This is a genomic window from Luteimonas sp. KH_071, assembly GCF_057838005.1.
The window spans coordinates 242,773-256,725 of the sequence record NZ_CM174458.1 but is presented as its reverse complement, the minus strand read 5'-3'; the positions used below and the strand labels follow the sequence as shown (position 1 = coordinate 256,725).

The following is a 13,953-nucleotide window of genomic DNA, read 5'->3' as shown; positions in this document are numbered from 1 at the left end:
CCGCGTATGCCCTCCGGACCACTGCCCATGCGCTTTTCTCACGCCGCGCTTGCCGCCTGCGTTCTCGTCGTGTCGATGTCGGCGCAGGCTGCAGACGACGACACTGCGCCGCGTTTGTCCTCGGACCAGTGCGAGATCTCGACGCCGTACAACGTGCTCGTCGACACCGGTGGCGTGTGGCTCTACCGCGACAGCGGCGTGCCGAAGGAGATCTTCTTCCACGACGGGACGCTGAGCGTGGACCGCGCGGTGCAGACCGTCAGCGCCGCCGACGCCGCGCGGCTGCGCAGGCTGGAATCGGGGGCGCGTACGCTGATGCCCCAGGTCACCTCGGTCGCGCGCGAAAGCACCGGCATCGCGTTCGATGCGCTGGCCGGCGTGGTCGAAGTGATGACCGGCAGCGCGCGCAAGGTGCGCCAGGTCGAGCGTTTCCGCACCGACACGCTCGGCTACATCGACACCACGCTCGGCACCGGGCGCTGGGACCAGGAGGTGTTCGGCGAAGGCTTCGAATCGCGCATCGAGGACGCGGCCGAACGCATGACCGGCAGCCTCGGCCGCAGCGTGATGTGGCAGGTGTTCACCGGCCGCGCCGGGCGCATGGACGCGCGCGCGGAACGCATGGAAGCCGATCTCGACCAGAAGATCGAAACCCGCAGCGCCGCGCTCGAAGCGCAGGCCGATGCCCTGTGCACGCACGTGCGAGAACTGCAGTCGATCCAGGCGGCGCTCGAGTACCGCCTCGACGGCCAGCGCCTGGTGATGCTGGAAGATGCGCCGCGCAACGACGGCGATGCAGCGGTCTCCAGGACGTCGTCAACGCCCTGATCGCGCAGGCGCGACACGTCTGCGCACGCACGTCGCCGACCGACACGCCCGCGGCGTTCAGCATCCCGATCTCTGTCTGCGCGACGCGGCGTGGGACAATGGGTGCATGGGCGATTCCGATACCACCACGCCGGCCGCGACCGCAGCCGACGCGCCGCCGCGCGTGCTGAACGATGCGCTCAAGGCCGACATCCGCGCTGCGTACGCGAAGCTGCAGGCGAACACGCCCGGCTTCAGCACGCGCCGCTCGCAGAGCGCGATGATCGGGCTGGTCTCGCGCGCGCTCGCGACTTCGGGTGGCATCGGCATCGCCGAAGCGCCGACCGGCGTCGGCAAGTCGCTCGCGTATCTGACCGCCGGCGTGCCGATCGCGCTGGCGACGAAGAAGAAGCTGGTGATCAGCACCGGCACCGTGGCGCTGCAGTCACAGCTGTTCGAACGCGACATCCCCGCATTTCTTGCCGCGACCGGACTCGAAGCCCGGGTCGCGCTGGCCAAGGGCCGCACGCGGTATCTGTGCACGCGCAACGCCGCCGAGCTCCACGCCGAGCACAGCCAGGGCACGATGCTGCTCGACGGTGCAGGGCCGGACGAGGGTGGCGACTACGAGCGCCAGCTCTACGACCGCCCGCTCGCGCCACACGAGGTCGACGCCGCGCGGCGTCTGCTCGAAGCGCATGCGGACCGGCAATGGGACGGTGATCTCGACACCGCGCCCGAGCCCGTTTCGCCGGCGCTGCGCACGCGCATCACGACGCCCGCCTCGAGCTGCGCCGGGCGCCGTTGCAGCTTCGCCCAGCAGTGTCCGGTGCTCAAGGTGCGCACGACCGTGCGCGAGGCGCAGATCGTGGTGACCAATCACGCGCTGCTGCTGTCGTCGCTGGCGATGGGCGACATCGAGAACGGCCAGCCGTTGCTGGCGCCGCCCGGCGAGATGCTGCTGGTGCTCGACGAAGGCCACCACGTGGCGAATGTCGCGATCGACCAGGGCGCCGCGCGCCTGCCGCTGGCCGACATGGCCAAGCGCACCAGCCGCATGCAGATCCTGATCGCCGGCAGCTACCGGCTGGTCGACAAGGAACGTATCGGCACCTTGCTGCCGAACGAAGCGATCGAACTCGCCGCGCGCGTGTCGAAGGGACTCAAGGCCTTCCAGCTGGATGTCGATCGCACCTGGCAACCCGAGCCCGGCGATCGCGACCCGATGTGGCGCGCACCGCTCGGCCGCCTGCCCGACGACTGGGCGCCTGCGATCGAAGCCCTGGGCGAAGACACGCGTGCCCTGTTCAACTGGGTGCACGCCGCGCAGCAGGCGGTGGCACGCACCAAGCAGGAGGATCCGGCGCGCGAGAAGCTGCAGCGCAGCCTTGGCATGGCGCTGGAGATGGTCGAGCAGCAGCATGAGCTGTGGGCCGGCTGGCGCCGCGAGGACCGCGAGGGCGCGCCGCCGATGGCGCGCTGGGTGACCGCGACGCGCGATGGCGATCTCGCCCTGCACTGCTCGCCGGTCTCGGCCGCGAATGTGCTGCGCTCGCTGCTGTGGAAGGAGATCGATTCGGTCGTGATGACCTCGGCGACGCTGACCGGTGGCGGCGATTTCCAGTCGTTCGCGATCGACACCGGCCTGCCCGATCACGCCGAAACCGCCTCGCTGCCGTCGCCGTTCGATCTGCCGAACCAGGCGCAGCTGGTGGTGCCGCAGTTCCCGGTGGCGCCCGATGACCGCGAAGGGCATCCGAAGGCGGTCGCCGAGTGGCTGGCGCGCGAGCTCGACTGGAAGAAGGGCAGCATGGTGCTCTTCACGTCGCGCTGGAAGATGGAGAAGGTTGCCGAACTGATGCCGGCTTCGCGCCGCGAGGCGATCCAGGTGCAGAGCAGCGGCAACAAATCGCAGGTCGTCGCCGCGCATCTCGAACGCGTCGCCGCCGGCAAGGGCTCGGTGCTGTTCGGCCTCAACTCGTTCGGCGAAGGTCTCGATCTGCCGGGCGAGGCCTGCACGACGGTCGTGATCACCCAGGTCCCGTTCGCGGTGCCGACCGATCCGCAGACCGCGACGCTCGGCGAATGGCTGGAAGCGCGCGGGCAGAACCCGTTCAACCTGATCGCGATCCCGCACGCGCTGCGCACCCTGACCCAGTTCGCCGGCCGCCTGATCCGCACCTCGACCGATACCGGCCGTGTCGTGATTCTCGACTCGCGCCTGCTCAACCGCCGCTACGGCAAACGCATCCTCGATGCGCTGCCACCGTTCAAGCGTGTGATCGGCTGAGCGAGGCGATGCGTTTTTGATCTGCACCTCTCCCTCCGGGAGAGGTCGACGTGCATCGCGCGTCGGGTGAGGGTTGGTGTTAGTCCGAATCCCCCACTCACCCCTCGAACAACCCCGCCTGCACCGGCAACTCGTCTGGCTCGCGAAACCCGCCGATCCCCACACCGACCAGCCGATACCGCGTCGATGCCGGCAGGTCCACGCGCTCACGCAGCGCCAGTGCGATCCGCGTCAGCTCCGCCTGCGATGCAGGCGGCGCATCCGGCGTGAAGCTGCGCGTGAGGATGCGGAACTGCGAGGTCTTGAGCTTCAGCACCACGGTGCGACCCACACGCGCCGTCTTGCGCGTCGCCGCCCACGTCTTTTCCGCGAGACGCTCGATCATCGGCGCGAGCGCTTCGAGCGGCAGGTCGGTCTCGAACGTGTCCTCCGACGAGATCGACTGCACAGGCTGGTCCGGCTCCACCGGTCGATCGTCGATGCCGAGTGCGCGCTGGTGCAGACGCACGCCGAACGTGCCGAAACGCCGCTCGAGCGTCTCACGCGACAGCCCGCGCAGATCGCCCACCGTCGCGACGCCGAGCTCGGCCAGTTTCTTCTCCATGACCTTGCCGACGCCGGGAATCAGGCCGACCTTGAGCGGCAGCAGGAACGCATCGATCTGCGTGGGCTTCACCACGTACAGGCCATCGGGCTTGTTCCAGTCCGAGGCGATCTTGGCGATGAACTTGTTTGGCGCCACGCCGGCCGAGGCCGTCAGCTGCGTCGCCTCGTAGATCTGCGCGCGGATCGCCTGCGCGGTCGCCGTCGCACTGGGCGAGGGAATCTTCGGGTCGGTGACGTCGAGATAGGCCTCGTCCAGCGACAACGGCTGCACCAGATCGGTGTGCGCGTGGAAGATCTCGCGCACCTGCCGCGACACGGCCTTGTAGCGGGCGAAATCCGGCGGCACGAACACCGCATCCGGACACAGCCGTTCGGCGGTGACCGCCGGCATCGCCGAGCGCACGCCGAACGGACGGGCCTCGTAGGACGCCGCGCAGACCACCGAACGCGCGCCGCGCCAGGCGACGACCACCGGTCGTCCGCGCAGCGCGGGATCGTCGCGCTGCTCGACCGAAGCGTAGAACGCGTCCATGTCGATGTGGAGGATCTTGCGCACCGCTGCATTATCGTCGCTTCCGTCGCAGTGACTGCGCCCGATCCACGCTGTCTGCACGCGGATTCGACTCGTCGCTCACGATCGCAGGCGCAGGCTTTCTGCTCCCATCGACAGGAGCAGCGTCATGAGCCGCGGTGACAAGTCGTCCTACACGAACAAGCAGAAGCGACAGGCTGAACACGTGGAAGAATCGGAACGCGACAAGGGCCGGTCGAAGGAAGACGCCGAGCGGATCGCCTGGGCCACGGTCAACAAGCAGGATGGCGGCGGCAAGCAGTCCGGTTCCGGCCGCAAGGGCAGCTGACGCGATTCAGGCGTCGTGGTTCTCGACAGGCAGGCGCACGATCGCGACCGTGGCGTCGTCGGGATCGGCGGTCACCGAGAACCCCAACTGGCGGCACATCGCCAGCATCGTGGTGTTCTCGCGCAGCACTTGCCCTTCCACGACGCGCAGGCCCTGCCAGCGGGCGTACTCGATCATGATGCCCATCAGCCGCCAGCCGAGGCCGGCGCCCTTGAGATCGGAACGCACCATGATCCCGTATTCGCCGGTGTCGTAATTCGCATCGGCGAGCAGGCGCACCGCGCCCAGCATCTCGCCGGTGGCGGGATCGATCGCCGCCAGGGCAATCGAGCGCGCGTAGTCGAGCTGGGTCAGCCGTGCGATGAATTCGTGACTGAAATGCCGTACCGCGCTGAAGAACCGCAGCCGTAGATCCTCGGTGCTGACCTGTTCGAAGAAGCGGCGGAACATCGCCTCGTCTTCCGGGCGCACCGGTCGTACGAAGGCCGTGTTGCCGTTCGACAGCGTGATCGTGCGTTCCCATTCGACCGGATACGGGAAGATCGCGAAGCGCGGATGGCCACGGCCCTTGTGCAGGCGCTTGACCGGCGCGAGCGCGATGCGCGCATCGACTGCGATCACCCCGTCGCGGTCGGCGAGCAGCGGGTTGATGTCGAGTTCCAAAAGTTCGGGAATGTCGGCTGCCATCTGCGCGAGCTTCACCAGCACCAGCGCGACCGCACGTTCGTCGGCAGCCGGCACATCGCGGTACGCCTTGAGAATGCGCGACGCGCGCGTGCGCCCGATCAGTTCGTGTGCGAGGCGCAGGTCGAGGGGCGGCAGCATCAATGCCTTGTCGTCGATCACGTCGACGGCCGTACCGCCGCGGCCGAAGACGATCACCGGGCCGAACGTCGGATCGTCGGCGATACCGGCGATAAGCTCACGCGCTTTGGGCCGCACGGCCATCGCGTGCACGGTGACACCGTCGATCCGAGCGCCCGGCTGCAGCGTGCGTGCGCGCTGCAGGATGTCCTCGGCGGCCTGCCGCACGGCCTGCGGCGTCGTCAGGTTCAAGCGCACGCCGTCGACATCGGATTTGTGGGCAATGTCGGCCGCATCGATCTTCACTGCGACCGCTTCGCCGCGCGCGAAGAGCAGCTCCGCGGCGGTACCCGCTGCGTCTGCGTCGGCAGCACGCGAAACCTCGGCCAACGGAATGCCGTAGGCCCCGAGCAGGCGTGCAGTGGCGACCGGGTCGAGCAGACCTCTGCCCGATGCCAAGGCCGCCTCGACGACCGCGCGCGCCGCCGGCAGGTCGACGATGAAGTCATCCGGCAGGCTCGGCGGCGTTTCCATCAATGCACGTTGCGCTTCGTGATGACGCGCGAGATACATAAAGCCGCGCACGGCGTCGGCTTCGCTGTCGTAGACCGGAATTCCGGCATCCCCGAGCTTCTTGCGGGCAGCGGGCTGATTGCCATGCCAGACCGCCAGCACCGGCTTGCGCGTGCCGGTGCGCGGACGGGCCCGCACGGTGCGCACGACCGCCTCCGCCACCTCGTCGGGATTCGACAGTACGGTGGGAACCTGCATCACCAGCACCGCATCGTTTTCGCGGTCCTCGAGCAGCGCATCCAGCGCGGCCGTATATCGGCTGCCGTCCGCATCGCCGAGCATGTCCACTGCGTTGCGACGCGACCAGCCACGTGGGAATGCGCCGTCGAGCGTGTCGACCGTCGCCTCGGACAGCGAGGCGCGGGTACCGCCCAGATCGACCAGGCGATCGAGCGCGAGCATGCCCACCCCGATGCCGTTGGTCATCACCGCGAGGCGGTTGCCCGCCAGGCTGCCGAGATGCGACAGCGTCTCTGCGGCGGCGAACAGCTCGTCGAGCGCGTACACGCGCAGCAGCCCCGCGCGCCGGAACGCGGCGTCGTAGACAGCATCCGGCGCTGCCAGTGCTGCAGCGTGGGTGATCGCCGCCGTGTCTCGTCGCGCATGGCGACCCGGCTTGACGACGACGACCGGCTTGGCGCGTGCGGCCGCGCGGGCCGCAGATAGGAACTTGCGCGCATCGCGCACGCGTTCGACATACAGCAGGATGGCGCGGGTATGCCGGTCGGTCGCGAAGTAGTCGAGCAGATCGGCAAAATCGACATCGAGCGCATCGCCCAGCGAGGCCACGGCGGAGAAACCGATCCCACGCGGCCGGCTCCACTCGATCATGCCCGCAGCGACTGCGCCGGACTGCGAGATCAATGCAAGATCGCCGGGGATCGGCGCGTGCGCTGCGAAGCTCGCGAACAACTTCGCATGTGGCGCGATCACGCCGAGACAGTTCGGCCCGACGATACGCAGCCCGCGGGCACGCGCGACCTCGGCCAGCGCTGCGTTGTGCGAACCCACGCCTGCGCCCATGTCGCGCGTCAGCACGATCGCAGCCTTGGCACCCGCACTGGCCGCCGCCTCGGCAATACCTGCGACATCCGCCGGCGGCACGGCAATCACCACCAGTTCCGGTACGAACGGCAATGCAGCGAGCGAGGGCGACGCTTCCAGGCCATCGATCGATGCATAGCGCGGATTGACCAGACCGATCGGCCCCGCGAAGCCACCCGCATGCAGCTGCTGCAGCACCAGTCGCCCCAAGGACCGCGCGCGCGGACTCGCACCGACGACCGCAACCGACGCGGGATGGAAGACAGACTGCAGTGCGTAGGTACTCATCGCGGCGTGCGCGGCCTTTCCGGACGAGGGCAGACGATACACGACGCCCGTTATACGGCTCTGCCTGTTGCAATCCTTCTAGGCATTGAGCTGTCGCGACCAGAAAGATGTCATTGCCCGGGGCTTCTCCATTCCTGAGCCGGATCGAGCCAAGCAAATCCCGTCACCGTGCGTGTGTCCGCGAGCTGTCTGGATCACTGCCTGCTCTTCGTATTCGGGGTTGGTGCCGTGGGCGCCTTACGCGGAGCCGGGCCGGCCCTACACGTGCGGCGCAGATACCGGGATCGCCCACACCGAGCCGCTGCCCGGTTTTCGGATAGATTCTCTTCGCTGCTTGCGGAGTAAATCCCTCGCCATCGAATCCGCGCCGGAGTTTCTCCGCTTCGCCTGCCTCTGTCTAACACCGCCGCAAAGAAAAACCCCCGCCGGGATACCGGCGGGGGTTTTGGGTAAAAACCCTGGCGATGACCTACTCTCGCATGCTAGATGCACACTACCATCGGCGCATGTACGTTTCACTTCCGAGTTCGGAATGGGATCGGGTGGTTCCATACAGCTATAGTCACCAGGGAGAGGGTGGAGGGTCGCAGGTCGGCCCGATTCTCGACGCAGGTATGCGTTCGAAAGTGGGACTGACAGCGCTCACGCTCTCAGAGGTTGGGAAGTAGCGAACATTTTTGACGACTCATTCGTGTCGTTGGCCAAGGATGCTTCGGTTAGAAGCAACTTGAGGTTATATGGTCAAGCCACACGGATCATTAGTACTGGTTAGCTCAACACATTGCTGTGCTTACACACCCAGCCTATCAACCACCTGGTCTTGATGGTTCCTTCAGGGGAGTCAAGCTCCCGGGAGATCTCATCTTGAGGCGCGCTTCCCGCTTAGATGCTTTCAGCGGTTATCGCTTCCGAACATAGCTACCCGGCAGTGCCACTGGCGTGACAACCGGAACACCAGAGGTTCGTCCACTCCGGTCCTCTCGTACTAGGAGCAGCCCCTCTCAAATCTCCAACGCCCATGGCAGATAGGGACCGAACTGTCTCACGACGTTCTGAACCCAGCTCGCGTACCACTTTAAATGGCGAACAGCCATACCCTTGGGACCGACTACAGCCCCAGGATGTGATGAGCCGACATCGAGGTGCCAAACACCGCCGTCGATATGAACTCTTGGGCGGTATCAGCCTGTTATCCCCGGAGTACCTTTTATCCGTTGAGCGATGGCCCTTCCATACAGAACCACCGGATCACTAAGTCCTAGTTTCCTACCTGCTTGATCCGTCGATCTCGCAGTCAAGCACGCTTATGCCTTTGCACACAGTGCGCGATGTCCGACCGCGCTGAGCGTACCTTCGAGCTCCTCCGTTACTCTTTGGGAGGAGACCGCCCCAGTCAAACTACCCACCATACATGGTCCCCGATCCGGATAACGGACCTAGGTTAGAACGTCAAGCACGACAGGGTGGTATTTCAAGGTTGGCTCCACCACAGCTAGCGCCATGGTTTCAAAGCCTCCCACCTATCCTACACAGACGAACTCAACGTTCAATGTAAAGCTATAGTAAAGGTTCACGGGGTCTTTCCGTCTTGCCACGGGAACGCTGCATCTTCACAGCGATTTCAATTTCACTGAGTCTCGGGTGGAGACAGCGCCGCCATCGTTACGCCATTCGTGCAGGTCGGAACTTACCCGACAAGGAATTTCGCTACCTTAGGACCGTTATAGTTACGGCCGCCGTTTACCGGGGCTTCGATCAAGAGCTTCGCCTTGCGGCTGACCCCATCAATTAACCTTCCGGCACCGGGCAGGCGTCAGACCCTATACGTCCACTTTCGTGTTTGCAGAGTCCTGTGTTTTTGATAAACAGTCGCAGCGGCCTGGTCACTGCGGCCCCCGATCGCTGTAGCCCGCATGGGCCACGATCAAGGGCGCACCTTCTCCCGAAGTTACGGTGCTATGTTGCCTAGTTCCTTCACCCGAGTTCTCTCAAGCGCCTTAGAATTCTCTTCCTACCCACCTGTGTCGGTTTACGGTACGGTCTGCATAAGCTGAAGCTTAGGGGCTTTTCCTGGAAGCGTGGTATCAGTCACTTCGCTCTAATGAGCTCGTCTCGGTGCTCGGAGTTAAAGGGTCCCGGATTTGCCTAAGACCCACTCCTACCGCCTTTCCCCAGGACAACCAACGCCTGGTAGACCTAACCTTCTCCGTCCCCCCATCGCACTTATGCGAGGTGCTGGAATATTAACCAGCTTCCCATCGACTACGCATTTCTGCCTCGCCTTAGGGGCCGACTCACCCTGCGTCGATTAACGTTGCGCAAGGAAACCTTGGGCTTTCGGCGTGGAGGCTTTTCACCCCCATTATCGTTACTCATGTCAGCATTCGCACTTCCGATACCTCCAGCAGACTTCTCAATCTGCCTTCGACGGCTTACGGAACGCTCCTCTACCGCGCACATATAAATATGTGCACCCCAAGCTTCGGTTTATCACTTAGCCCCGTTAAATCTTCCGCGCAGACCGACTCGACCAGTGAGCTATTACGCTTTCTTTAAAGGGTGGCTGCTTCTAAGCCAACCTCCTGGCTGTCTGTGCCTTTCCACATCGTTTCCCACTTAGTGATAATTTGGGACCTTAGCTGTGGGTCTGGGTTGTTTCCCTTTTCACGACGGACGTTAGCACCCGCCGTGTGTCTCCCATGCAGTCTGTCTTGGTATTCGGAGTTTGCAATGGTTTGGTAAGTCGCAATGACCCCCTAGCCATAACAGTGCTCTACCCCCAAGAAGATTCACATGAGGCGCTACCTAAATAGCTTTCGAGGAGAACCAGCTATCTCCGGGTTCGATTAGCTTTTCACTCCTAATCACACCTCATCCCCTACCTTTGCAACGGGAGTGGGTTCGGACCTCCAGTTGATGTTACTCAACCTTCATCCTGGGCATGACTAGATCACCCGGTTTCGGGTCTATTGCCCGCGACTATGCGCCCTTATCAGACTCGGTTTCCCTTCGCCTCCCCTATACGGTTAAGCTTGCCACGAACAATAAGTCGCTGACCCATTATACAAAAGGTACGCAGTCACCCCTTGCGAGGCTCCTACTGCTTGTACGCACACGGTTTCAGGGTCTATTTCACTCCCCTCTCCGGGGTTCTTTTCGCCTTTCCCTCACGGTACTGGTTCACTATCGGTCGGTCAGGAGTATTTAGCCTTGGAGGATGGTCCCCCCATATTCAGACAGGGTTTCTCGTGCCCCGCCCTACTCATTTTTCATCGATATGGCCCTTTCGCATACAGGGCTATCACCTTCTATGGCCGGTCTTTCCAGGACCGTTTTGCTAAAACCATATCGACTTTTGGGCTGTTCCCCGTTCGCTCGTCACTACTCAGGGAATCTCGGTTGATTTCTTTTCCTACGGTTACTTAGATATTTCAGTTCACCGCGTTCGCCCTGCATGGCTATGTATTCACCATGCAGTACCTCCTAAGAGGTGGGTTTCCCCATTCGGACATTACCGGATCAAAGCTTGTTGCCAGCTCCCCGATACTTTTCGCAGGCTACCACGTCCTTCATCGCCTCTGACCGCCAAGGCATCCACCGTGTGCGCTTATTCGCTTGACCATATAACCCCAAGTTGCCTCGGAGCCATACTTCTGTCGATGGGTACAAAGCATCGACGCAAATATAACGACTCAATTTACTAGGGACTCGAGGTCCCCGCCTTAGCCACACGACACGTATGAGTTCTTGTCTCAGACGCTCGCTACTTCCCTATTTTTCAAAGAACAGTCGTCAGGCCACAGTGCCCGGCGACATTCAAATCTGATGTGTGCGCAGCGATCGGTGAATCATCAATCAAGAATGGTGGAGCCTGTCGGGATCGAACCGACGACCCCCTGCTTGCAAAGCAGGTGCTCTCCCAGCTGAGCTAAGGCCCCATGTGGTGGGTCTGGGAGGACTCGAACCACCGGCCTCACCCTTATCAGGGGTGCGCTCTAACCACCTGAGCTACAGACCCAGTCTTGCTTGATTACCAATCGTGCAGGTTACTTATGAGGACGCCTGGACAAGCGATGCAGCCTTGTCTCTAAAGGAGGTGATCCAGCCGCACCTTCCGATACGGCTACCTTGTTACGACTTCACCCCAGTCATCGGCCACACCGTGGCAAGCGCCCTCCCGAAGGTTAAGCTACCTGCTTCTGGTGCAACAAACTCCCATGGTGTGACGGGCGGTGTGTACAAGGCCCGGGAACGTATTCACCGCAGCAATGCTGATCTGCGATTACTAGCGATTCCGACTTCACGGAGTCGAGTTGCAGACTCCGATCCGGACTGAGAGAAGGTTTCTGGGATTGGCTTGCCCTCGCGGGTTTGCAGCCCTCTGTCCTTCCCATTGTAGTACGTGTGTAGCCCTGGCCGTAAGGGCCATGATGACTTGACGTCATCCCCACCTTCCTCCGGTTTGTCACCGGCGGTCTCCTTAGAGTTCCCACCATTACGTGCTGGCAACTAAGGACAAGGGTTGCGCTCGTTGCGGGACTTAACCCAACATCTCACGACACGAGCTGACGACAGCCATGCAGCACCTGTGTCACGGTTCCCGAAGGCACCAATCCATCTCTGGAAAGTTCCGTGCATGTCAAGGCCAGGTAAGGTTCTTCGCGTTGCATCGAATTAAACCACATACTCCACCGCTTGTGCGGGCCCCCGTCAATTCCTTTGAGTTTCAGTCTTGCGACCGTACTCCCCAGGCGGCGAACTTAACGCGTTAGCTTCGATACTGAGTTCCTAATTGAACCCAACATCCAGTTCGCATCGTTTAGGGCGTGGACTACCAGGGTATCTAATCCTGTTTGCTCCCCACGCTTTCGTGCCTCAGTGTCAGTGCTGGTCCAGGTAGTCGCCTTCGCCACGGATGTTCCTCCCGATCTCTACGCATTTCACTGCTACACCGGGAATTCCACTACCCTCTACCGCACTCTAGCCTGCCAGTATCCAATGCAATTCCCAGGTTGAGCCCAGGGCTTTCACATCAGACTTAACAAACCACCTACGCACGCTTTACGCCCAGTAATTCCGAGTAACGCTTGCACCCTTCGTATTACCGCGGCTGCTGGCACGAAGTTAGCCGGTGCTTATTCTTTGGGTACCGTCAGAACAATCGGGTATTAACCGACTGCTTTTCTTTCCCAACAAAAGGGCTTTACAACCCGAAGGCCTTCTTCACCCACGCGGCATGGCTGGATCAGGCTTGCGCCCATTGTCCAATATTCCCCACTGCTGCCTCCCGTAGGAGTCTGGACCGTGTCTCAGTTCCAGTGTGGCTGATCATCCTCTCAGACCAGCTACGGATCGTCGCCTTGGTGGGCCTTTACCCCGCCAACTAGCTAATCCGACATCGGCTCATCTATCTGCGCGAAGCCCGAAGGTCCTCCGCTTTCACCCGTAGGTCGTATGCGGTATTAGCGTAAGTTTCCCTACGTTATCCCCCACAAATAGGCAGATTCCGATGTATTCCTCACCCGTCCGCCACTCGCCACCCAAGGAGCAAGCTCCTCTGTGCTGCCGTTCGACTTGCATGTGTTAGGCCTGCCGCCAGCGTTCACTCTGAGCCAGGATCAAACTCTTCACTTAAATGTTTCGACATCACCGAAGTGACATCTAATGCTTCGAGTGCAGATGTCTTTTCCAGAACTCGAACTACTCACCAGCATTTGCATGCTTTTGAATCTTTCTTGCTCTTTCTAGAACGTCTGCTAATGGACTAACACCACCAGCCAGACGTCCGCATAAGTATCCTGCGCACACTGTCAAAGATCTTCGGAAGCGGCCTCAGCGCCTGCCTCCCAGTGCTTCGAAGTTTCCTCCGAAGCGAGCCGCCCATCATAGCGCGGTTTTGGCTTTCGTCAACACCTCGGTGAGGGTTGGTTTCCGCCGACTTCAGCGTCCGGCCCGAAAGCGTTTCGTTGAAGCGAGCCGCACATCTTACCGCGACTTTCGAGGCTGTCAACACCGCGTGAAGGCTGTTGTCGTCCTCGCCTCGCTCAACCGCTGCTCCGAAGTGCAGCCCGTCAAGCGGGGCGCGAATTATGCATAGCTGCATTGGATTTGGGAACCCTTCGCACAAGATTTTTTTCTTGACGCTCGCAGAGCGCTTGCCGAAGGTGGGGGCCGTCCCTTCTGGTGGTGTTGCCATGCGCGCTCTTCGTCTTCTTCTACTCTCTGTGCTCGCGTCCTTCCTGCTGCCTGCATGTGCCAGCGGCGGGGACTGGGTCGAACTTGCGGGCAACCGCTACACCGTCGAAATCGCCGCGACCGACGAGGCGCGCGCACGCGGGTTGATGTTCCGGGACGCGCTCGAGGACGGGCACGGCATGCTCTTCATCCATGACAACGAGGCGCCGCAGGCCTACTGGATGAAGAACACGCGCATCGCGCTCGACATCCTCTACTTCGACGACGCCCGCAGGCTGGTGTCGCAGCAGCGCGACGTCCCGCCGTGCTCCGGCGGCAATCGTTGCCCGTCGTATCCGAGCGAAGGCCCTGCGCGTTATGTCCTCGAGCTCAATGCCGGGGAAGCGCAACGGATCGGCTTGAAGGACGGCGAGACGCTCGTGCTGTCGCCGTCGATCCCTGCGCCCTGATCCACGCGTTTCGAGCGGCCGGATCGCCATGTGGACG

General features: G+C 62.4%; 5 protein-coding genes, 2 tRNA genes, 3 rRNA genes and 1 pseudogene. 4 read left to right on the top strand and 7 right to left on the bottom strand.

All coding sequences use genetic code 11. The features are described from left to right. Window positions 1–27 precede the first annotated feature (27 nt). Window positions 28–828, top strand: a complete 801-nt coding sequence (locus AC3IRM_RS01190; RefSeq protein ID WP_489204509.1) for a DUF2884 family protein — start codon at window positions 28–30, stop codon at window positions 826–828. Between the two features lie 106 nt (window positions 829–934). Continuing rightward, on the top strand, window positions 935–3,097 hold the full coding sequence (gene dinG / locus AC3IRM_RS01185) for an ATP-dependent DNA helicase DinG (protein ID WP_489204508.1): 2,163 nt from the start codon (window positions 935–937) through the stop codon (window positions 3,095–3,097). Between the two features lie 97 nt (window positions 3,098–3,194). Here the strand turns inward: dinG and dinB are convergent, their stop codons facing one another. Continuing rightward, the gene (dinB, locus tag AC3IRM_RS01180) at window positions 3,195–4,259 is read right to left on the bottom strand and encodes a DNA polymerase IV (protein ID WP_489204507.1); all 1,065 of its coding nucleotides are present in this window, start codon (window positions 4,257–4,259) and stop codon (window positions 3,195–3,197) included. 124 nt (window positions 4,260–4,383) lie between these two features. Here dinB and AC3IRM_RS01175 point away from each other — a divergent pair. Further along, window positions 4,384–4,560 (top strand): annotated as a pseudogene (locus tag AC3IRM_RS01175) (HupB); the annotation flags it as partial. A gap of 9 nt (window positions 4,561–4,569) precedes the next feature. Here the strand turns inward: AC3IRM_RS01175 and AC3IRM_RS01170 are convergent. The 6 genes from AC3IRM_RS01170 to AC3IRM_RS01145 form a co-directional block, all read right to left on the bottom strand. Next, entirely contained in the window at window positions 4,570–7,272 is a 2,703-nt protein-coding gene (locus AC3IRM_RS01170; RefSeq protein ID WP_489204506.1) for a bifunctional acetate--CoA ligase family protein/GNAT family N-acetyltransferase, read from the bottom strand. Between the two features lie 456 nt (window positions 7,273–7,728). Further along, window positions 7,729–7,842 (bottom strand): 5S ribosomal RNA (gene rrf / locus AC3IRM_RS01165). A gap of 167 nt (window positions 7,843–8,009) precedes the next feature. Further along, window positions 8,010–10,893, bottom strand: a 23S ribosomal RNA gene (locus AC3IRM_RS01160). A 241-nt stretch (window positions 10,894–11,134) separates the two neighbouring features. Beyond that, window positions 11,135–11,210 (bottom strand) — tRNA-Ala (locus AC3IRM_RS01155). Window positions 11,211–11,213: 3 nt separating this feature from the next. Continuing rightward, window positions 11,214–11,290: transfer RNA gene (locus AC3IRM_RS01150), tRNA-Ile, on the bottom strand. 71 nt (window positions 11,291–11,361) lie between these two features. Continuing rightward, window positions 11,362–12,906, bottom strand: a 16S ribosomal RNA gene (locus tag AC3IRM_RS01145). The 16S, 23S and 5S rRNA genes sit together here with 2 tRNA genes alongside, the layout of an rRNA operon. Before the next feature lie 560 nt (window positions 12,907–13,466). On the opposite strand from AC3IRM_RS01145, the gene AC3IRM_RS01140 reads away from it, so the two are divergent. Next, window positions 13,467–13,916 (top strand): DUF192 domain-containing protein, encoded by a 450-nt coding sequence (locus AC3IRM_RS01140; RefSeq protein ID WP_489205968.1) that lies wholly within the window; start codon window positions 13,467–13,469, stop codon window positions 13,914–13,916. Window positions 13,917–13,953 lie beyond the last annotated feature (37 nt).

What these genes read in the sequence shown, in the direction of transcription:
- dinG (WP_489204508.1), top strand. Translation starts at nt 935, where the DNA reads ATGGGCGATTCCGATACCACCACGCCGGCCGCGACCGCAGCCGACGCG.
- AC3IRM_RS01190 (WP_489204509.1), top strand. Translation starts at nt 28, where the DNA reads ATGCGCTTTTCTCACGCCGCGCTTGCCGCCTGCGTTCTCGTCGTGTCG.
- AC3IRM_RS01170 (WP_489204506.1), bottom strand. Translation starts at nt 7,272, where the DNA reads ATGAGTACCTACGCACTGCAGTCTGTCTTCCATCCCGCGTCGGTTGCG.
- AC3IRM_RS01140 (WP_489205968.1), top strand. Translation starts at nt 13,467, where the DNA reads ATGCGCGCTCTTCGTCTTCTTCTACTCTCTGTGCTCGCGTCCTTCCTG.